The organism is Sphingomonas jinjuensis, from assembly GCF_014197105.1.
Taxonomy (GTDB): domain Bacteria; phylum Pseudomonadota; class Alphaproteobacteria; order Sphingomonadales; family Sphingomonadaceae; genus Sphingomonas; species Sphingomonas jinjuensis.
In genome coordinates this window covers 135,129-154,355 of record NZ_JACIEV010000004.1, presented here as the reverse complement: position 1 = coordinate 154,355, position 19,227 = coordinate 135,129, and the positions used below count along the sequence as shown (strand labels likewise).

The 19,227-nt window shown below is 67.2% G+C and carries 21 protein-coding genes, 1 tRNA gene and 1 pseudogene; 16 read left to right on the top strand and 7 right to left on the bottom strand.

The window, feature by feature from the left end; genetic code table 11:
* Positions 1 to 136: 136 nt before the first annotated feature.
* Positions 137 to 250, top strand: a pseudogene (locus GGQ80_RS18810) (PEPxxWA-CTERM sorting domain-containing protein); the annotation flags it as partial.
* Positions 251 to 346: 96 nt separating this feature from the next.
* On the opposite strand, the gene GGQ80_RS08360 reads toward GGQ80_RS18810, so the two are convergent.
* From GGQ80_RS08360 to yajC, 4 genes are read right to left on the bottom strand one after another with little or no spacing between them, the layout of a single operon-like run.
* The gene (locus GGQ80_RS08360) at positions 347 to 706 is read right to left on the bottom strand and encodes an Mth938-like domain-containing protein (RefSeq protein WP_183983676.1); all 360 of its coding nucleotides are present in this window, start codon (positions 704 to 706) and stop codon (positions 347 to 349) included.
* Positions 707 to 713: 7 nt separating this feature from the next.
* Positions 714 to 1,679 carry a protein translocase subunit SecF gene (secF, locus tag GGQ80_RS08355; protein ID WP_183983674.1) on the bottom strand — a complete coding sequence of 322 codons (966 nt, stop codon included), beginning with the start codon at positions 1,677 to 1,679 and terminating at the stop codon, positions 714 to 716.
* 13 nt (positions 1,680 to 1,692) lie between these two features.
* Positions 1,693 to 3,291 carry a protein translocase subunit SecD gene (gene secD / locus GGQ80_RS08350; RefSeq protein WP_183983672.1) on the bottom strand — a complete coding sequence of 533 codons (1,599 nt, stop codon included), beginning with the start codon at positions 3,289 to 3,291 and terminating at the stop codon, positions 1,693 to 1,695.
* Positions 3,291 to 3,632 (bottom strand): preprotein translocase subunit YajC, encoded by a 342-nt coding sequence (yajC, locus tag GGQ80_RS08345; protein WP_183983670.1) that lies wholly within the window; start codon positions 3,630 to 3,632, stop codon positions 3,291 to 3,293. Before yajC ends, secD begins: the two co-directional genes overlap by 1 nt.
* Before the next feature lie 278 nt (positions 3,633 to 3,910).
* On the opposite strand from yajC, the gene GGQ80_RS08340 reads away from it, so the two are divergent.
* From GGQ80_RS08340 to hslU, 5 genes are all read left to right on the top strand, one after another.
* Positions 3,911 to 3,987: transfer RNA gene (locus GGQ80_RS08340), tRNA-Pro, on the top strand.
* Positions 3,988 to 4,104: 117 nt separating this feature from the next.
* Positions 4,105 to 4,644, top strand: coding sequence for a glycoside hydrolase family 108 protein (locus GGQ80_RS08335; RefSeq protein ID WP_183983667.1), 540 nt, complete (start codon positions 4,105 to 4,107; stop codon positions 4,642 to 4,644).
* 43 nt (positions 4,645 to 4,687) lie between these two features.
* Entirely contained in the window at positions 4,688 to 5,089 is a 402-nt protein-coding gene (locus tag GGQ80_RS08330) for a holin family protein (protein ID WP_183983665.1), read from the top strand.
* A gap of 187 nt (positions 5,090 to 5,276) precedes the next feature.
* Positions 5,277 to 5,837, top strand: a complete 561-nt coding sequence (gene hslV / locus GGQ80_RS08325; RefSeq protein WP_183983663.1) for an ATP-dependent protease subunit HslV — start codon at positions 5,277 to 5,279, stop codon at positions 5,835 to 5,837.
* Between the two features lie 120 nt (positions 5,838 to 5,957).
* Positions 5,958 to 7,250 carry an ATP-dependent protease ATPase subunit HslU gene (gene hslU, locus GGQ80_RS08320; RefSeq protein ID WP_183983660.1) on the top strand — a complete coding sequence of 431 codons (1,293 nt, stop codon included), beginning with the start codon at positions 5,958 to 5,960 and terminating at the stop codon, positions 7,248 to 7,250.
* Positions 7,251 to 7,363: 113 nt separating this feature from the next.
* Here hslU and GGQ80_RS08315 read toward each other — a convergent pair whose 3' ends face one another.
* The 3 genes from GGQ80_RS08315 to GGQ80_RS08305 are packed head-to-tail and all read right to left on the bottom strand — an operon-like array spanning position 7,364 to position 9,551.
* Complete coding sequence (locus tag GGQ80_RS08315; protein WP_183983658.1) at positions 7,364 to 7,720, bottom strand: hypothetical protein; 357 nt, start codon at positions 7,718 to 7,720, stop codon at positions 7,364 to 7,366.
* The gene (locus GGQ80_RS08310; protein ID WP_246346961.1) at positions 7,717 to 8,145 is read right to left on the bottom strand and encodes a hypothetical protein; all 429 of its coding nucleotides are present in this window, start codon (positions 8,143 to 8,145) and stop codon (positions 7,717 to 7,719) included. The genes GGQ80_RS08315 and GGQ80_RS08310 overlap by 4 nt, the downstream gene beginning before the upstream one ends.
* 26 nt (positions 8,146 to 8,171) lie before the next feature.
* Entirely contained in the window at positions 8,172 to 9,551 is a 1,380-nt protein-coding gene (locus GGQ80_RS08305; RefSeq protein WP_183983656.1) for a helix-turn-helix domain-containing protein, read from the bottom strand.
* Positions 9,552 to 9,775: 224 nt separating this feature from the next.
* Here GGQ80_RS08305 and GGQ80_RS08300 point away from each other — a divergent pair, with 224 nt between their 5' ends.
* The 10 genes from GGQ80_RS08300 to GGQ80_RS08255 all read left to right on the top strand — a co-directional run bounded on the left by GGQ80_RS08300 (position 9,776) and on the right by GGQ80_RS08255 (position 19,065).
* Entirely contained in the window at positions 9,776 to 11,302 is a 1,527-nt protein-coding gene (locus tag GGQ80_RS08300) for an acyl-CoA carboxylase subunit beta (RefSeq protein WP_183983654.1), read from the top strand.
* 43 nt (positions 11,303 to 11,345) lie between these two features.
* The gene (locus GGQ80_RS08295) at positions 11,346 to 11,633 is read left to right on the top strand and encodes a hypothetical protein (RefSeq protein ID WP_183983652.1); all 288 of its coding nucleotides are present in this window, start codon (positions 11,346 to 11,348) and stop codon (positions 11,631 to 11,633) included.
* 38 nt (positions 11,634 to 11,671) lie between these two features.
* Entirely contained in the window at positions 11,672 to 11,848 is a 177-nt protein-coding gene (locus GGQ80_RS08290) for a hypothetical protein (protein ID WP_183983650.1), read from the top strand.
* Entirely contained in the window at positions 11,845 to 12,264 is a 420-nt protein-coding gene (gene mce, locus GGQ80_RS08285; protein WP_183983648.1) for a methylmalonyl-CoA epimerase, read from the top strand. Before GGQ80_RS08290 ends, mce begins: the two co-directional genes overlap by 4 nt.
* Before the next feature lie 102 nt (positions 12,265 to 12,366).
* Complete coding sequence (locus GGQ80_RS08280; RefSeq protein WP_183983646.1) at positions 12,367 to 13,152, top strand: enoyl-CoA hydratase-related protein; 786 nt, start codon at positions 12,367 to 12,369, stop codon at positions 13,150 to 13,152.
* A 2-nt stretch (positions 13,153 to 13,154) separates the two neighbouring features.
* Positions 13,155 to 15,515: a methylmalonyl-CoA mutase gene (gene scpA, locus GGQ80_RS08275; RefSeq protein WP_246346960.1), complete on the top strand. Its 2,361-nt coding sequence runs from the start codon at positions 13,155 to 13,157 to the stop codon at positions 15,513 to 15,515.
* Complete coding sequence (gene bioB / locus GGQ80_RS08270) at positions 15,512 to 16,501, top strand: biotin synthase BioB (RefSeq protein ID WP_183983644.1); 990 nt, start codon at positions 15,512 to 15,514, stop codon at positions 16,499 to 16,501. Before scpA ends, bioB begins: the two co-directional genes overlap by 4 nt.
* Entirely contained in the window at positions 16,501 to 16,734 is a 234-nt protein-coding gene (locus GGQ80_RS08265) for a DUF4160 domain-containing protein (RefSeq protein ID WP_183983642.1), read from the top strand. Before bioB ends, GGQ80_RS08265 begins: the two co-directional genes overlap by 1 nt.
* A 1-nt stretch (position 16,735) precedes the next feature.
* Positions 16,736 to 16,978, top strand: coding sequence for a DUF2442 domain-containing protein (locus tag GGQ80_RS08260; protein WP_425506032.1), 243 nt, complete (start codon positions 16,736 to 16,738; stop codon positions 16,976 to 16,978).
* The gene (locus GGQ80_RS08255; RefSeq protein ID WP_183983638.1) at positions 16,978 to 19,065 is read left to right on the top strand and encodes an acetyl-CoA carboxylase biotin carboxylase subunit; all 2,088 of its coding nucleotides are present in this window, start codon (positions 16,978 to 16,980) and stop codon (positions 19,063 to 19,065) included. The genes GGQ80_RS08260 and GGQ80_RS08255 overlap by 1 nt, the downstream gene beginning before the upstream one ends.
* The last annotated feature ends 162 nt before the right edge of the window (positions 19,066 to 19,227 follow it).

Here is a 19,227-nt window from a genome sequence, read left to right as displayed (position 1 = left end):
CGACTTCTATCTTGCCTATTTTAATCCTGCCCAAGTTGGTTTCACCAAACCGGTCGCGACGAATGCTATGATCGCTATGGAGGGTATGAGAGAGCAGGCGTATTTCCCCATCACCGTGTCCCGCGCCGCGTCGCGGGTGATCGATCCGGTGCCCGAGCCTGCCACCTGGGCGATGATGCTGGTCGGCTTCGGCATGATCGGCGCCGCTGCCCGCTACCGTCGTAGGTCGTCGGCCGCCGCTGCGGCCTGACGCTCTTGCTGGACCGCAGCGAAGCTGCCGGTTGCGAAGCCGGCGGCTTTTGCGTGGCCGGTGAGGTAGTGCCAGCCCTCGGCCTGAGCGCCTTGATTACAACGGCAGCAGCGCCGCTGCGATGCCGCGGCCTTCGCTGCGCAGCACGCCCCAGGCGCGGGCCGCGGCGCGGCTGTCCATCGCCTCGATGCCGATGCCGCGGTCGTCGAGCGCCTTGACCAGCGCGGCGGGCGGCCGCGCCAGCGTCGCGCCGGTGCCGATCAGCACGAATTCGGGCACGGGCGTCAGGATCGGCGCCAGGTCGTCGATCGTCAGCGCGTCGAGCGCCGGCGGCGTCCAGGCCATCGCTTCCTCGATGGTCATCAGCAGCGCCGGATAGGCCGTCTCGCCGACGCGGAAGCCGCCGGCGGTGAAGCCGAGGACGATCGGGCCGCCAGCGGGGCGCTCCCGCTCCATGCGCAGGTCAGGAATGGCGCGGCCCCACGCGCTCGGCGCGGTCGACGATGCTGCCGCGCGGCTCCTTCGGCTCGGCGCGCAGACCCAGCGTGATGAGCAGCGACGACGACACGTAGATCGACGAATAGGTGCCGACGACGATGCCCAGGATCATCGCCGCGGTGAAGCCGCGCAGCACATGGCCGCCCAGCGCCAGCATCGCGACGAGCGCGAGCAGGATCGTCACCGACGTCATCACCGTGCGCGGCAGCGTCTCGTTGACCGACAGGTTGATGATGTCGCGCATGTCCATCTTGCGATAGCGGCGCATGTTCTCGCGGATCCGATCGTCGATGACGATCTTGTCGTTGATCGAATAGCCGATGATCGTCAGCACCGCGGCGACGATGTTCAGGTCAAAGTCGAAGCGGGTGATCGCGAAGAAGCCGATCGTCATCAACAAGTCGTGGACGATCGCGACGACGGTCGACACGCCGAACTGCCATTCGAAGCGAACCACCGCGAACGCGCCGATGCCGAGCACCGCGAGCACCACGGCGAGGATGCCGTTGCGCTTCAGCTCGTCCGACACCTTGCCCGAGATCGTCGAGTAGCGGTTGAACGTCGCGCCCGGGAATTCCTTCGCCAGCGCGGCCTCGACCTTGCGCACGACGGCGTTGGTCGCGCCGTCGTCGGCGCCCTGCTGCACCGGCAGGCGGATCGTCAGCGTCTTCGCATCGCCGCCCGACTGCAGCGACGCCTCGCCGACGCCCAGGCTGTCGACGACGCTGCGCACGCGATCGGTTTCGGGCGGCGTCTGGAACTTCTCCTCGATCATCAGACCGCCTTCGAAGTCGACGCCGAAGTTGAGGCCGCGAATCATCGTGACCGCGACCGCCAGGATCGACAGCGCCAGCGTCAGCCCGAACGCCCATTTGCGCAAGGCGACGAAGTCGATGTTGGTGTTGTCGGGGACGAGCTTCAGGAGTTTCATGGGTCGGCCCGCCTCAAATATTGATCGTCTTGGGCTTGGTGCGGCGCATCCACAGCACCACCAGCATCCGCGTGAAGGTGACGGCGGTGAACACCGAGGTGCAGATGCCGATCAGCAGCACGACGGCGAAGCCGCGCACCGGGCCCGATCCCAGCACGAACATGATGATGCCCGAGATGGCGTGCGTCATGTTCGCCTCGAATATCGTCCGGCTCGCTTCCTTGTAGCCGAGTTCGACCGACTGGATCACGCTCTTGCCGCGCCGCCGCTCTTCGCGAATACGCTCGTTGATCAGCACGTTGGCGTCCACCGCCGTGCCGATCGTCAGCACGAAGCCGGCGATGCCGGGCAGCGTCAGCGTACCCTTGATCAGCGCCAGCACGCCGACGATGATGAACACGTTGATGACGACGGCGAGGTTCGCATAAAGCCCGAACCGGCCATAGGTCACGAACATGAACACGACGACCAGCAGCACCGCGACGATGCTGGCGGTGATGCCCTTGCGGATCGAATCGATGCCGAGTTCAGGCCCGACGGTCGACTCCTCGATCACCTTCAGGTCCACCGCCAGCTTGCCCGACCGCAGCGCGATCGCCAGCTGGTTGGCGCTTTCGACGGTGAAGCTGCCGCTGATCGACGCGGTGCCGCCCAAGATCGGCTCGTTGATGTTGGGCGCCGAGATCACGCTGTTGTCGACGATGATCGCGAACGGCTTGTTGACGTTCTGCTGCGTCACCCGCGCGAAGCGGCTGCCGCCGACGCCGTTGAAGTTGATGATGACGTTGGGCGCGTTCGTCGTCTGGTCGAAGTTCTGGCGCGCGTCGGCGACCATGTCGCCGGTGATGATCGCCGATCGCTTCACCGCGATGAAGGGAATGCCCTGCGGGTTGCCGGGATAGGGCAGCACCTGGCTGCCGATCGGGGCGATGCCCTTGGCGACGTCGGCCGGGTTCGCGGTCTGGTCGACCAGCTTGAACTCCAGCTTCGCGGTTTTGCCGAGCAGGTCCTTCAGCTGCTGCGGATTCTGTAGGCCGGGGACCTGGACGACGATGCGGTTGTCGCCTTGGCGAAGCACCGTCGGTTCGCGCGTGCCGAGCGCGTCGATGCGGCGGCGAACGACCTCGGTCGCGTCGTTCATCGCGGTCGCGATCGCCTGCTTCAGCCCGGCCTCGGTCGGGGTCAGCACGAAGCGGCTGGTGTCGACGACGCGGATGTCCCACTCGCGCTGCCCGGTCATGCCCGCGCCGCCGCCGGTGATCGACAGCAGCCGCTCGCGCGCGGCATCGACCTGGGTCGGATCACGCAGCAGGAAGGTGACGTTGCCGTCGCGGGTCGAAATGTCGCCGATCTGGATCCGCGGCGTGCCGTTGCGCATGACGCCCTGGATCAGGTCACGCATCGATTCGATGCGGCTTTCCTTCAGCCCGTCGGTATCCGCCTCAAGCAACAGATAGCTGCCGCCGGCAAGGTCGAGGCCAAGATTGACCTGCGGGTGGAACGGCAGGGAATTGGCGATCCGCTCGGGCAGCAGGCTGGGGATGGCGAGCGCGCACAGCACCGCCAGCAGCAGGCTGATCGACCACACCTTCCAGCGCGGGAAATCCAGCATCAGTCGTTCGCCGGATTTGCGGTCGGGTTCACCACTTCGGCCAGCGTCGCCTTGACCACACGGACGCGGGTGCCCTGGGCAATCTCGACCTCGACGTGGCGATCCTCGACGCGGGTCACCTTGCCGACGATGCCGCCGGCGGTGACGACGGTGTCGTTCTTCTTCACCGCGTCGACCGCGCGCTGCAGCGCCTTCATCCGCGTCTGCTGCGGGCGGATCATGAGGAAGTAGAAGAGGATGAAGACCAGGAAGAGCGGCGCGATGCCGACGAGCGAGGCAAGACCGCCACCGGCGGACGCGGCGCCATCGGCGGCCTGGGCATATGCGGGAGAGATGAGCATCGGTGTCCGTTGCATGACTGATCGGCAGGGACGACACGCCCCCGCTCGCAAGCGCCGGGCGCTAGCACCGGTGACGGCGGGAGGCAACTTTCCCTAACAGTGATGTTAGCGAGCCTCTACAAACCGTCATGCCGAACTTGTTTCGGCATCTCCCTCGTGGCAGGTCCGGTTCTCTCCACGGAGAGACCCTGAAACGAGTTCAGGGTGACGAAGCTGGGTGGCGCGAAACCATTCCCTTGCATCCCGCGCGCCACCCGCCTAAACGCCGCCGCCTCGGTCGGGGCGTAGCGCAGCCTGGTAGCGCATCACACTGGGGGTGTGGGGGTCGCAGGTTCGAATCCTGTCGCCCCGACCAATTTCTTCCATCGCCATGCATCCCACCCGCTCCGCGGGTCGCCGTCGCGCGTGCAGATTTCTCTGTCCTACAACGAACCGATCTGGTTCATCGTGGCTTTTGGCACGGAGCATGGACATGAACATCGATTCGCTCATCGACGCAGTGATCGAGAAGGAGGGCGGCTTCACCGATCATCCCGCCGATCGTGGCGGGCCGACACGCTGGGGCATCACCGAACGCGTTGCGCGGGCACATGGCTATGCCGGCCCGATGCGCAGCTTCCCGGCGGAGCGCGCCGCCGCCATCTATCGCAAGCTCTATTGGCAGCGGCCTCGCTTCGATCAGGTGGCAAGCCGCGCGCCCCTGATCGCCGCAGAGCTGTTCGACACCGGCGTCAACATGGGGCCGCGCGTCGCGACCGGCTTCCTCCAGCGCGCGCTCAACGCGCTCAACCGGGGTGCCAGCGACTATCCCGACGTCGCCCTCGACGGCCGCATCGGCCCGGCGACGCTCGCCGCGCTCGACGGCTATCTCGCCCGTCGCGGCGCCACCGGCGAGCATGTGCTGCTCAAGGCGATCGAGGCGCTCCAGGGCGAGCGCTACGTCCACCTCGCAGAAAGCCGGCCCGCCAACGAGGCGTTCCTCTATGGCTGGCTGGCGAACCGTATCGGTTAGTCGATCGAGTGTGAAGAGTCTCAACATTCGCGAAGGAAACCCCATGATTCTCGACAGCATCGCCGGCCCGATCGCCGGCCTCATCGACAAGCTCATTCCCGATCCGCGCGCGCGCGACGCGGCGAAGCTCGAACTGCTCAAGCTGGAGTCGAACCAGGAACTGGAGCGAGTGAAGGCGCAGATGGCCGCCGTCCTCGCCGAGGCGCAATCGCCCGATCCCTGGACCAGCCGCGCCCGGCCGAGCTTCCTCTACGTGATGTACACGCTGTTGCTGTGGAGCATTCCCATGGGTCTGATCGCCGCGATGCGCCCCAGCCTCGCGGAGGCGATCGCCAAGGGCATGAACGCGTATCTCAATGGCATCCCGGAGCCGCTCTACGCGCTCTTCGGCACGGGGTATCTGGGCTACACCGTCGCGCGGACGTGGGAGCGGAAGAAGGCGTGATTTTATAGAACCTCCCCGGAACGGGGAGGGGGACCGCCGCCAAAGGCGGTGGTGGAGGGGCAAACGCAAGCGATGTCCTGCTTGGCTGCCCCTCCACCATCGCTGCGCGATGGTCCCCCTCCCCGTGCCGGGGAGGTTCCTCGATCGAAGCATTGTTTCGCCTCCGCCGCCCCCTACATCCGCAGTCATGAGCGACGACAAGATGCCGGTCTGGCACGGCACCACGATCCTTTCGGTCAGGCGCAGCGGCAAGGTGGTCGTCATCGGCGACGGCCAGGTGTCGATGGGCCAGACGGTGATGAAGCCCAACGCCCGCAAGGTCCGCCGCCTCGGTACCGACGGCAAGGTCATCGGCGGGTTCGCCGGCGCCACCGCCGACGCCTTCACGCTGTTCGAGCGGCTGGAGGCCAAGCTGGAGCGGCACGGCGGCCAGCTGATGCGTGCCGCGGTCGAGCTGGCGAAGGACTGGCGCACCGACAAGTACCTGCGCAACCTGGAGGCGATGATGATCGTCGCCGACAAGGACGTGACGCTGATCCTGACCGGCAACGGCGACGTGCTCGAGCCCGAGGCGGGGATCGCGGCGATCGGATCGGGCGGCAATTACGCCCTCGCCGCCGCCCGCGCGCTGGTCGAATATGAGCAGGACGCCGAGACCGTCTGCCGCAAGGCGATGGCCATCGCGGCGGAGGTCTGCGTGTACACCAACGACCGGCTGACGATCGAGACAATGGACAGCGCTTCCTGACGAATAAGCCCCTCCCCTTCAGGGGAGGGGTGGGGGTGGGGCCTCGCCGCGAGCGCCCCGCCTGCCGAACGCCCCCACCCCAACCCCTCCCTTGCAGGGGAGGGGCTTGCAAGAGACACCATGAACGACACCCTCACCCCCAAGGCTATCGTCGCCGCCCTCGACGCCCACATTATCGGCCAGACCGACGCCAAGCGCGCGGTTGCGGTCGCGCTGCGCAACCGCTGGCGCCGCCAGCAGCTGTCGCCCGACCTGCGTGACGAGGTGACGCCCAAGAACATCCTGATGATCGGGCCGACCGGTTGCGGCAAGACCGAGATCAGCCGCCGGCTGGCGAAGCTCGCCGACGCGCCGTTCGTCAAGGTCGAGGCGACCAAGTTCACCGAGGTCGGCTATGTCGGCCGCGACGTCGAACAGATCGCCCGCGACCTCGTCGAGGAAGCGATCCGGCTCGAGCGCGAACGCCGCCGCCTCGCGGTGAAGGACAAGGCCGAAGAGGCAGCGATGAAGCGCCTGCTCGACGCGCTGACCGGCAAGGATTCAAGCCAGGCGACGCGCGAGAGCTTCCGCCAGCGCTTCCACGACGGCCACCTCGACCAGACCGAGATCGAGATCGAGCTGGAGCAGGCGCCCTCGATGCCGTTCGAGGTGCCCGGCGGCGCGCCGCAGATGATCAACCTCAGCGAGATGATGAAGTCGTTCGGCGGCGGCCAGCAGCTCAAGCGCCGCAAGCTCACGGTCCGCGCCGCCTGGGACAAGCTGGTCGAGGAAGAGGCCGACAAGCGCCTCGACCAGGACGAGGTGAGCCGCACCGCGCTTGCCGATGCCGAGGCCAACGGCATCGTCTTCCTCGACGAGATCGACAAGATCGCGGTGTCGGACGTGCGCGGCGGCTCGGTCAGCCGCGAGGGCGTCCAGCGCGACCTCCTGCCGCTGATCGAGGGCACCACGGTCGCTACCAAGTACGGCCCGATGAAGACCGACCATATCCTCTTCATCGCCAGCGGCGCCTTCCACGTCGCCAAGCCGTCGGACCTGCTGCCCGAGCTTCAGGGCCGCCTGCCGATCCGCGTCGAGCTGAAGGCGCTGACCGAGGCCGACTTCGTCTCGATCCTGTCGGATACCAAGGCGTCGCTGCCCGCGCAGTACAAGGCGCTGATTGCGACCGAGGGCGTCGACATCGACTTCACCGACGACGGCATCGCCGCGATCGCGCGCATCGCCGCCGAGGTGAACGGCGAGGTCGAGAATATCGGCGCCCGCCGCCTGCAGACGGTGATGGAAAAGCTGCTCGAGGAGGTAAGCTTCGACGCCGAGGATCGCGAGGGGACGGTGACGGTAGACGCCGCCTATGTCGATCAGCAGCTGTCGAGCATCGCCAAGAACACCGACCTCAGCCGGTTCGTGCTGTAACGCGACCGCCGGAGGGAAAACCCGTCATCCTGAGCTTGTCTCAGGATCTCGGGCGACGGGCGCACCGTCGAACAGATGCTGAAACGAGTTCAGCATGACGGTTGGGGCAGCGGCTACTTTGCCGCCCGCGTATACGGCACGAAATTCCCGAACCGGCACGGCGCCGAGGGGATCGTCAGCCCCGGCGTAATCACCCGGAAGCGATCGTTGCGGCACAGCTGCGATCCCCAGCGCTCGATGACCAGCGTGTTCATCGGCCTGAGCGAGGGGCAAGGGCCGATCGGCGTGGCGACCCACCAGCGCGGGCCGTCGCGCCACAGGATGCGGCCGCCTTCCTCGATCACCGCATTGGTGTTCGAGCGCGGGTCGATGCACTGCTGCGGCGCGCCGGCGGCGCGGCCGGCGAGCGGGTCCTTCGCCGCGGCGGTCAGCGCCAGCGGCAGCAGCGCGGCGAGCGCGATCCGGCTCATCGGCCGCGATACGGCACGAAGTCGCCCATCGCGCAGCTGCCGGTGGGGAAGCGCGACGCCTGGTCGACCGTCTGGGCGATGTCGCCCGAGCACAGCCGCCCCTGCGGCGACCGGGTGACCAGGATATCGCCGCGCGCCACGCCCTCGCACCCGCCGCTGGTGTCGGTACGGTACTTCAGGTTGCGCGACACCGTGTAGACCAGCGTCTGGCCATAGGCCTTGAGCTGGCGGTTCTGGAAATTGGGCAGGCACGTCACCGGCTTGTCAGGCGTCAGCCCGGCCAGCGCCTGGTCGAGGCTTTCCTGCGCCACCGCCGCCCGCGCCGCGGCGGCGGCCTGCTCCTTGGGCGTCGCGGCGCATCCCGCCACCGCCACCATCGCCGCCATCACCGTCCAGCGCATCGTCCAGTCCTCCTGCGCCAACAACGCATCAGCATCATCGCTGGCTCCCGTCACATCACCCGATACGGCACCACGCGGCGCACGTTGGGCTCGACCGAAATCGCCCGGTCGCTCGGCGGAAAGGCGCGCTGGTCGCAATCGGTGCGCGGACACAGGCGGCAGCTGATTCCGATCGGCGTTGCCAACCCGCGCCGGTCGATCGCATCGGCATAAACGAAGTCGGCGGCATGGATCGCCTCACACCCCAGCACTACGGCATAGCGACGGGCGAGCCGCTCGAACCGCCCCGACGACTTCACCAATCCCTTGGCCATCGACACGTAGCGGACGCCATCGGGCGTCTCGGCATGCTGGACGAGGATGCGGTCGGGGATCGCGACCGCCTCATGGACGTGCCACAGCGGGCAGGCGCCGCCGAAGCGGGCGAACTGGAGCCGCGTCGCCGAATGACGCTTGGTGATGTTACCCGCCATGTCGACCCGGCAGAAGTAGAACGGCACCCCTTCCGCGCCCGGCCGCTGCAACGTCGAGAGCCGATGGCACACCTGCTCGAAACTGACCCCGAACCGCCGCGCCAGCCGGTCGATATCGTGGCGCAAGTCCCGGGCGGCGCTGCGGAAGGCGGCGTAGGGCATCACCAGCGCACCTGCCGCATAATTGGCGAGCCCGATCGCCAGCAGCCGCCCCGCCTCGTCGCCGGGCAGCGCGGCTGCGGCGACGATCGCGGCGATCGGTTCGGCAAAGGCGGTCGCGGCGAGCCGGTGCGCCGCCAGGAAGCGCCGCGTCTCGATCGGCGCGGCGGCGTTGAGCGTCAGCGTCGCGTGCTCGAACCGTGCCAGCGGCGCATCCTCGCGGTCGTCGAGCGCGATCGCGATACCCATCGCCGCCAGCGCCGCCTCGACCCCGGTCTCGCCTGCCAGCGCCTCGGCGGCCCGATCGAGCCGGTCGACATAGTTGCCTGCCTCGTGAAACCAGTCGCGCACCGCCTCCCACGGCAGCCGCGCGCCGGCGCCGGCGGTGAACGCCTCCTCGGCCAGCGCCAGCCGCTCCTCGGCCGCACGCCGACCGGCGTGGAGCGCGATCAGATGGTCGGCGAGGTCGGGCCGCTCCTCCGCCAGCCGCGCCGCCTCGCCGCTCGCGACCGGCGGCAGCGTCGGATCGGCGAGCGCCGCCTCCAGCGCCGCCAGCCGCCGCGCCGGCGCCTCGCCCTCGATCAGCGCCAGCGCCTGCGGATAATGCCGCGCCAGCGCCGCGCTGACCGCCGGGGTAAGGGGGCGCTCGCCGGTCTCGAGCTGCGACAGATAGCTGACCGACAAGCCCAGCCGCCCCGCCATCGCCCGCTGGTTCAGCCCGCTGGCGAGCCGCAGGTCGCGCAGCGTGCGCCCGGCGTAGAGCCGCGTTTTGATGTTTCTATCGCTCACGCTCTCCATCTTCCCACCGTTCGTGCTGAGGAGGGGCTGAGCGAAGCCGAAGCCCCGTCTCGAAGCACGGGGCCTTCGAGACGCCGCTTCGACTGCGCTCAGCGACTCCTCAGGCCGAACGGCATTTGGAAACCAATATTCCGCAACCGCCCCATTTGCAATTTCGCAACTTCACATTTGCCCTCCGGTCCATGCGGGGGCAGGAAGGCCGTCGCCCAACGAGAGGATGCCCCATGTCGTCGACGATCGCCGAACTGGAAAAGAAGCGAAGCGCGGCGCGGGCAGGGGGCGGGCAGAAGCGCATCGACGCACAGCACGCCAAGGGCAAGCTGACCGCCCGCGAGCGCCTCGACGTGCTGCTCGACGAGGGCAGTTTCGAAGAGATCGACATGTTCGTCGAGCACAACTGCGTCGACTTCGGGATGGCGGACCAGATCATTCCCGGCGATGGCGTCGTCACCGGATCGGGGACGATCAACGGTCGCCTCGTCTTCGTGTTCAGCCAGGACTTCACCGTCTTCGGCGGCTCGCTGTCCGAGCGCCATGCGCAGAAGATCTGCAAGGTCATGGACATGGCGATGAAGGTCGGCGCGCCGGTGATCGGCCTGAACGACAGCGGCGGCGCGCGCATCCAGGAGGGCGTGGCATCGCTCGGCGGCTATGCCGAGGTGTTCCAGCGTAACGTGCTCGCCTCGGGCGTGGTGCCGCAGCTCAGCCTCATCATGGGTCCCTGCGCGGGCGGCGCCGTCTACAGCCCGGCGATGACCGACTTCATCTTCATGGTGAAGGATTCAAGCTATATGTTCGTCACCGGCCCGGATGTGGTGAAGACGGTGACCAACGAAGTGGTGACGCAGGAGGCATTGGGCGGCGCCGTCACCCACACCACCAAGACCAGCGTCGCCGACAACGCCTTCGACAACGACATCGACGCGTTGCTCGCCGCACGCGACTTCATCGATTTCCTGCCGCTGTCGAACCGCGAACCCGTGCCTGAACGCCCGACCGCCGACGCGTGGGACCGGATCGAGGACAGCCTAGACACGCTGATCCCCGCCAGCGCCAACCAGCCCTACGACATGCACGAGCTGATCCGGAAGGTCGTCGACGAGGGCGACTTCTTCGAAACCCAGCCGGGCCACGCCGCCAACATCGTCACCGGCTTCGGCCGGATCGAGGGCAGGACGGTCGGCATCGTCGCCAACCAGCCGATGGTGCTGGCGGGCGTGCTCGACATCAACTCGTCGAAGAAGGCGGCGCGCTTCGTCCGCTTCTGCGACGCGTTCGATATCCCGATCGTCACCTTCGTCGACGTCCCCGGCTTCCTGCCCGGCACGGCGCAGGAGCATAACGGCATTATCAAGCACGGCGCCAAGCTATTGTTCGCCTATGCCGAGGCGACTGTGCCCAAAATCACCGTCATAACCCGCAAGGCCTATGGCGGCGCCTATGACGTGATGGCGTCGAAGCACCTGCGCGGTGATTTGAACTACGCGTGGCCCACCGCCGAGATCGCGGTGATGGGCGCCAAGGGCGCGGTCGAGATCATCTTCCGCGGCCGCACGCCGGAGGAGATCGCCGAGCGTACCGCCGAGTATGAGGCGCGGTTCGCCAACCCCTTCGTCGCGGCGAGCAAGGGCTTCATCGACGAGGTGATTCAACCCCACTCCACCCGCCGCCGGATTGCGCTTGGCCTGCGGAAGCTGCGAGGCAAGAGCCTTGAGAATCCGTGGAAGAAACATGACAACATCCCGTTGTGAGTATTCCTCCTGCACATTATAATGACATGTGAAGGAGTCACCCATGCAGACGGAACGCGTGACCATCTTGATGACGCCGGCAAAAAAAGCTGAACTTGCCGCTCGCGCGGCAGCGCATCGAATGTCCATTGGTCAATATGTTCGACGTAAGGTTGAGGAGGAGGACGAACAACTCACGCCCGAGCAAGAGGCGGAGTTGGCGTTGCTGGTTGCTCAGGCAAACCAGGCCATTCCTGCAATGGTCGCGTCTCTCGATAAAATGATCGAGACGGTTCGTGCCACAAGTGTCGACATTCGCAACACGCTCGATCAGCTGAGTACCCGATCTTGAGTGGGCTCGGGGAGGCGTTTCTTGCCCTCAAGAATGTCATGCTGCTGCACGAGCGTGTCGAAGCACTACAAAAAGAACTCGAACGAATGGCCGCTGACCAGAAGCAAATAAACCTGTCCGTCATCGATATTGACCGTCGAGTGGTTCGTATCGAAGCGCTCATCGAATTTAGCTCGCGCCAAGCCGGCGGATCAACGCCTCGGCTACCGGAATGACGCTCGGCCGCCTCAACCACGTCGGCGTCGCGACGCCATCGATCGCCGCGTCGATCGAGACGTATCGCTCCCTCCTCGGCGCGACTGCGATCGGGGAGCCGTTCGACCTGCCGACGCAGGGCGTGAAGGTGTGCTTCATCGACGCGCCCAACACCCAGATCGAGCTGATCGAGCCCTATGACGACGCCTCGCCGATCGCCGGCTTCCTGCGCAAGAATCCGGCGGGCGGCCAGCATCACGTCTGTTTCGAGGTGCCCGACATCGACGCCGCCGTCGCCGAGCTGAAGGCGAAGGGGGCGACCGTGCTCGGCGAGCCGCGGATCGGGGCGCATGGCACGCCGATCATCTTCCTCCATCCGCGCGACATGGGCGGGATGCTGGTCGAGCTGATGGAAAGCCCGGGGGACGGGCATTGAGCGCTCCCACCCCGTTCGTGTCGAGCGACGTCGAGACACATCGGTGGTGCGCGTGCGGCATGTCCCTCGACGACGCTCGGGACGAACGGGGAGAATTGCGACATGGCTGACTACGACCACATCCTAGCCGACCGCCGCGGCGACGTCCTCGTCCTGACGCTCAACCGTCCCGATCGCCTCAACGCCGCGCCGCCTGCGATGTTCGCGGAGATCGCCGCCGCTATCGCGAACCTCGATGGCGCGCGTGCGGTGCTCGTCACCGGCGCCGGCCGCGCCTTCTGCTCGGGCGCCGACGTCGGCGGCGGTGCGCTCGGCAGCGACAATCCGGGTGAGACGACTCACCGCGCGCTGTCGCGCAGCTACAACCCGACGATGGCCGCGCTCGCCGACCTCGACGTGCCGGTCGTCAGCGCAGTGCGCGGGCCGGCGGCGGGGATCGGCTGCAGCCTCGCGCTCGCCGCCGACTTCTGCCTCGCCAGCGAGACCGCCTATTTCTTGCAAGCCTTCGTCAACATCGGGCTCGTCCCCGACGGCGGCGCATCGTGGATGCTGCCGCGCCTGATCGGCAAGGCGCGCGCGATCGAGATGATGATGCTCGGAGAAAAGGTGCCTGCGGCGAAGGCGCTCGACTGGGGCATGATCCACCGCGTCGTTGCCGACGACGCGCTCGATGGCGAGGCGCTGGCACTGGCCGAGCGCCTCGCCGCCGGCCCGACCCGCGCCTATGGTGCGATCCGCCGCCAGCTGCGCGCCGCCTATGAGAGCGATTACGTCGCCGCGATGGCGCACGAGGCCGACAACCAGCGCGCGATGCGCCAGACGCGCGACAGCCACGAGGGCGGCCGCGCCTTCCTGGAAAAGCGCAAGGCCGTGTTCAAGGGCGAGTGACGATGGCGGATATCGAAACCAACACCGGCGAGGACGCGGGCAGCACGCCCGCCCCGCGCGACTTGCCCGAGCCCAAGGCGCAGCCGACGCTTGCCGACTGGCAGGCGGCGGCGGTCAGGGAGGTCAAGGGCCGCGACCTGACCTGGGAGACGCCCGAGGGGATCGCGGTCAAGCCGCTCTATACCGCCGACGACGTCGTCACCGATCCCGGCCTACCCGGCTTCGCGCCCTTCACCCGCGGCGTGCGCGCATCGATGTATGCGGGCCGCCCCTGGACGATCCGCCAATACGCTGGCTTCTCGACCGCCGAGGAATCGAACGCCTTCTATCGCCGCAACCTGGCGGCGGGGCAGAAGGGGCTGTCGGTCGCCTTCGACCTCGCTACCCATCGCGGCTACGACAGCGACCATCCGCGCGTGGTCGGCGACGTCGGCAAGGCGGGGGTCGCGATCGACAGCGTCGAGGACATGAAGATCCTGTTCGACGGTATTCCGCTCGACGAGATGTCGGTCAGCATGACGATGAACGGCGCGGTAATCCCGATCCTCGCCTTCTTCATCGTCGCGGGCGAGGAACAGGGCGTCCCTCAGGCGAAGTTGGACGGCACGATCCAGAACGACATCCTGAAGGAGTTCATGGTCCGCAACACCTATATCTATCCGCCGGAACCCTCGATGCGGATCATCGCGGACATCATCGCCTACACCTCGGCCAACATGCCGAAGTTCAACAGCATCTCTATCTCCGGCTATCACATGCAGGAAGCCGGCGCGACGCAGGTCCAGGAGCTTGCCTTCACCATCGCCGACGGCAAGGAATATGCGCGCGCGGCGATGGCGACCGGACTCGACATCGACAAGTTCGCGGGCCGGCTGTCGTTCTTCTTCGCGATCGGCATGAACTTCTTCATGGAGATCGCCAAGCTGCGCGCCGCGCGGACGTTGTGGCATCGGGTGATGACCGATCTGGGCGCCAAGGACGAGCGCTCGAAGATGCTGCGCACCCATTGCCAGACGTCGGGCGTGTCGCTTCAGGAGCAGGACCCCTACAACAACGTCATCCGCACCACGATCGAGGCGATGGCGGCGATGCTCGGCGGCACCCAGTCGCTCCACACCAACGCGCTCGACGAGGCGATCGCGCTCCCCACCGACTTTTCTGCCCGCATCGCGCGCAACACCCAGATCGTCATCCAGGAAGAGACCGGGATGACCAAGGTCGTCGATCCGCTGGGCGGCAGCTACTATATCGAAAGCCTGACCCAGCAGCTGGTCGACAAGGCGTGGGAGATCATCGAGCGCGTCGATGCCGAGGGTGGCATGGCCGTCGCGGTCGCCAAGGGCTGGCCCAAGGCGATGATCGAGGAAGCCGCCGCCGCCCGCCAGGCCCGCGTCGACCGCGCCGAGGACGTCATCGTCGGGGTGAACAAGTATCGGTTGAAGGACGAGGATCCGATCGACATCCTCGACGTCGACAACCACGCCGTCCGCGAGGCGCAGATCCGCCGCATCAACCAGGTTAAGGCGACCCGCGACGAGGCGAAATGCCAGGAGGCGCTGGCTGCGCTGCGCGAGGGTGCCGCCCAAGTTCCTCCCCGAGCGTCGCTCGGGGAGGGGGACCGCTCGGCACAGCCGAGTGGTGGAGGGGCGCCGTCGCAGACGGCGGGTGCTGCCTCTGCCCCTCCACCACCGCCTTCGGCGGCGGTCCCCCTCCCCCAGCAAGCTGGGGGAGGATCGGAGAACACCAACCTCCTCGCCCTCGCCGTCGAGTGTGCCCGCGCCCGCGCGACCCTCGGCGAAATCTCCGCCGCGATGGAGGTCGCCTTCGGCCGCTACGGCACCCAGCCGACTCCAGTGAGCGGCATCTATGGCGGCGCCTATGACGGCGACGCGCGCTGGGATCGGCTGACGCGCGGCGTCGAGGCCACCGAACGCCGCCTCGGCCGCCGCCCTCGCATGCTCGTCGCCAAGATGGGCCAGGACGGTCATGATCGCGGCGCCAACCTCGTCTCGTCGATGTTCGCCGACCTTGGTTTCGAGATCGTTCCCGGCCCGCTGTTCCAGACGCCCCAAGAGGCGGCGACGCTGGCGCTGGAACGCGACGTCGACGTCGTCGGCGCCTCCAGCCTCGCCGCCGGCCACAAGACGCTGATCCCCGAACTGATCGGCCATCTGAAGGACGCTGGACGCCCCGACATCAAGGTCATCGCCGGCGGCGTCATCCCCGCGCAGGATTACCAGGCGCTGCGCGATGCCGGCGTCCAGGCGATCTTCGGCCCCGGCACCAACCTGATCGCCGCCGCCGAGGAAGTGCTGCGCCTCCTCGGCCACAACATGCCCCCCGAAAGCGAAGCCGCCGAATGACCCGTACCGACTGGACCCGCGACGAGATCGCCGCGCTGTTCGACCTGCCCTTCACCGAACTGGTGTTCCGCGCCGCCGAGGTGCACCGCGCCCACCACGATGCCGGCGCGGTGCAGCGTTCGACGCTGCTCAGCATCAAGACCGGCGGTTGTCCGGAGGATTGCGGCTATTGCTCGCAATCGGTCAGCGCCGACAGCGGGGTGAAGGCGACCAAGCTGATGGACGTGCGCGCCGTGCTCCAGGCGGCGGCGCAGGCGAAGGACGCGGGCTCGACCCGTTTCTGCATGGGCGCGGCCTGGCGCAACCCTAAGGAGCGCGACATGCCCGCGGTGATCGCGATGGTCGAGGGCGTGCGTGCCATGGGGCTGGAAACCTGCATGACGCTGGGCATGCTCGAGCCGCAGCAGGCCAAACGTCTCGCCGACGCCGGGCTCGACTACTACAACCACAACATCGACACTTCGCCCGAGCGGTACGGCGACGTCATCACGACGCGCAGTTTTCAGGAACGGCTCGACACGCTCGACGCGGTGCGGTCGGCGGGCATCAACGTGTGTAGCGGCGGCATCGTCGGCATGGGCGAGACGCGCGAGGATCGCGTCAGCTTCGTCCATGCCCTCGCGACGCTGCCCGAGCATCCCGGCTCGGTCCCGATCAATGCGCTGGTGCCGGTCAAGGGCACGGTGCTCGGCGACATGCTGGCCGACACGCCGATGGCGAGGATCGACGACATCGAATTCGTCCGCACCATCGCCGTCGCACGCATCACCATGCCCGAGAGCATGGTCCGCCTCTCCGCCGGTCGCGAGAGCATGTCGGAGGCGACGCAGGCGCTGTGCTTCCTGGCGGGCGCCAACTCGATCTTCACCGGCGACAAGCTCCTGACCGCCGCCAACGCCGGCGACGACAAGGACGATGCGCTGTTCGCGAAGCTGGGGTTGCGCGCGATGGCGGCCGAGTGTCGGCTGAGCGAGGCGGCGGAGTAATGCCGACGATCATGCGGATCGGTCCGTTCCGCTTTTACTTCTACAGTCACGAGCCGAACGAACCGCCGCACGTCCATGTCGACCGGAGTGAAGCGACGATTAAGATCTGGCTGGAGCCCGTCGAGGTAGCCAAGAGCCGAGGTTTCCGTGCGCACGAAATTGGTGGAATCGTCGCATTGGTGAGCGAACACCGCGAGCAGCTGTTGGAGGCGGGGCATGAATATTTCGGCTAGGGTGACCGACGAGCGAGTGCTCGACGTCCGTTTCGACGATGCCAGTCTGATCGTCGACCTGATGGACGGCCGAACGATTGCGGCACCGCTCGCCTGGTATCCCCGATTGCTGCACGCGACCGCTGAGCAGCGTTCGGCATGGGAGCGCGCGGGGGGCGGCTACGGCATCCACTGGCCCGAAATCGACGAAGACCTGAGCACCGAGGGCCTGCTGCGTGGCGCGCCCGCCCCGAGGACGCATTGATGTTCAAGAAAATCCTGGTCGCCAATCGCGGCGAGATCGCTTGCCGGGTGTTCCGCACCGCCAAGCGCATGGGGCTGAAGACCGTCGCGGTCTATTCCGACGCCGACGCGCGCGCGCCGCACGTCCTCATGGCAGACGAGGCGGTTCGCCTCGGGCCGGCACCCGCGGCCGAGAGCTATCTCAAGGCCGAGCTGATCCTGCTCGCCGCCAAGGAAACCGGCGCCGACTGCATCCACCCCGGTTACGGCTTCCTGTCGGAGCGAGAGAGCTTCGCTAAGGCGTGCGCGGAGGCCGGCATCGCCTTCGTCGGCCCGCCGCCGAACGCGATCGCCGCGATGGGCGACAAGATCGAATCGAAGAAGCTGGCGAAGCAGGCCGGCGTCAACGTCGTTCCCGGCTATTTGGGCGAGATCGCCGACACCGACGAGGCGGTGCGGATCGCGACCGACATCGGCTATCCGGTGATGATGAAGGCGTCGGCCGGCGGCGGCGGCAAGGGCATGCGCCTCGCCTATAGTGAGCAGGACGTGCGCGAAGGCTTCGAGGCGACCAAGCGCGAAGGCCTCGCCAGCTTCGGCGACGACCGTGTCTTCATCGAGAAATTCATCGAAAGCCCGCGCCACATCGAGATCCAGGTGCTCGGCGACCAGCACGGCAACATCGTCTATCTCAACGAACGCGAATGCTCGATCCAGCGCCGCCACCAGAAGGTGGCCGAGGAAGCGCCGTCGCCCTTCGTCACGCCCGACATGCGCCGCAAGATGGGCGAGCAGGCAGTCGCGCTCGCCCGCGCGGTCGGCTATTACAGCGCGGGCACCGTCGAGCTGATCGTGTCGGGCGCCGACACCACCGGCGACGGCTTCTACTTCCTCGAGATGAACACCCGGCTCCAGGTCGAGCATCCCGTGACCGAGGAGATAACCGGCCTCGACCTCGTCGAACAGATGATCCGCGTCGCCGCGGGCGAGAAACTGGCGTTCGGCCAGGCCGATGTGAGGATCAACGGCTGGGCGGTGGAGAACCGCGTCTACGCCGAGGATCCCTACCGCGGCTTCCTGCCCAGCATCGGGCGATTGGTGCGTTACAATGCTCCGCAAGCGGCATCCCACCAACAGCCGTTAGTCCCGAGCGAAGTCGAGGGACATGGGTCGGGCTACATGCGTGGGACAGGTGCTTCGACTTCGCTCAGCACGAACGGTGGAGACGAACCACGTACCCGCGTCGACGACGGCGTCGCCGAGGGTGGCGAAGTGTCGATGTTCTACGACCCGATGATCGCCAAGCTCGTCACCTGGGCGCCGACGCGCGAGGCGGCGATCGACGCGCAGATCGCCGCGCTCGACGCGTTCGAGATCGAGGGCGTCGGCAACAACATCGACTTCCTCTCCGCGCTGATGCAGCACCCGCGCTTTCGCAGCGGCACCATCACCACGGGCTTCATCGCCGAGGAATATCCCGACGGGTTCCACGGCGCCCCCGCGTCGGACGAGCTCAAGCGCGCGCTCGCCGGCATCGCCGCCTTCGCCGCCACCGCGCAGGCCGATCGCGCGCGCCGCATCGACGGCCAGCTCGGTCGCCGCCTGCCGCCGCCCGACGACTGGACGGTGCGGATCGACGGCACCGACCACGCCGTGACGCTGGCGCAGGACGAGGTGATGGTCGACGGCCAGCCGCTCGACCTGATGCTCGAATACACGCCGGGCGATCGGCTGATCGACGCCGAGGTCGACGGCATGCCGCTGTCCGTGCGCATCGAAACGATCGCCAGCGGCTTCCGCCTGACGACGCGCGGCGCCGCGCACAAGATCCGCGTCCTGCCCGCGCGCGCCGCCGCCTATGCGCAGCATCTGATCGAGAAGGTGCCGCCCGACCTGTCGCGTTTCCTGCTGGCGCCGATGCCGGGACTTCTCGTCCGCCTCGATGTGGCGGCCGGCGACAAGGTCGAGGCCGGCCAGCCGCTCGCGGTGGTCGAGGCGATGAAAATGGAGAATATCCTGCGCGCCGCGAAATCGGGCACGGTCAAGTCGGTCGAGGCCAAGGCGGGCGAGAGCCTGGCGGTCGATCAGGTGATCCTGGAGCTGGAGTAGCCGCCCTCCAGGACCGTCATGCTGAACTTGTTTCAGCATCTCCTTGCGAGGACGTGCTTCCTCGCCAAGAGATCCTGAACCGAGTCCAGGATGGCGCTGGTGGACAGGGGGGAAGGGCGGGGAGCAAACCCCCTGCGACAAATCGCGACATAAACACACTGG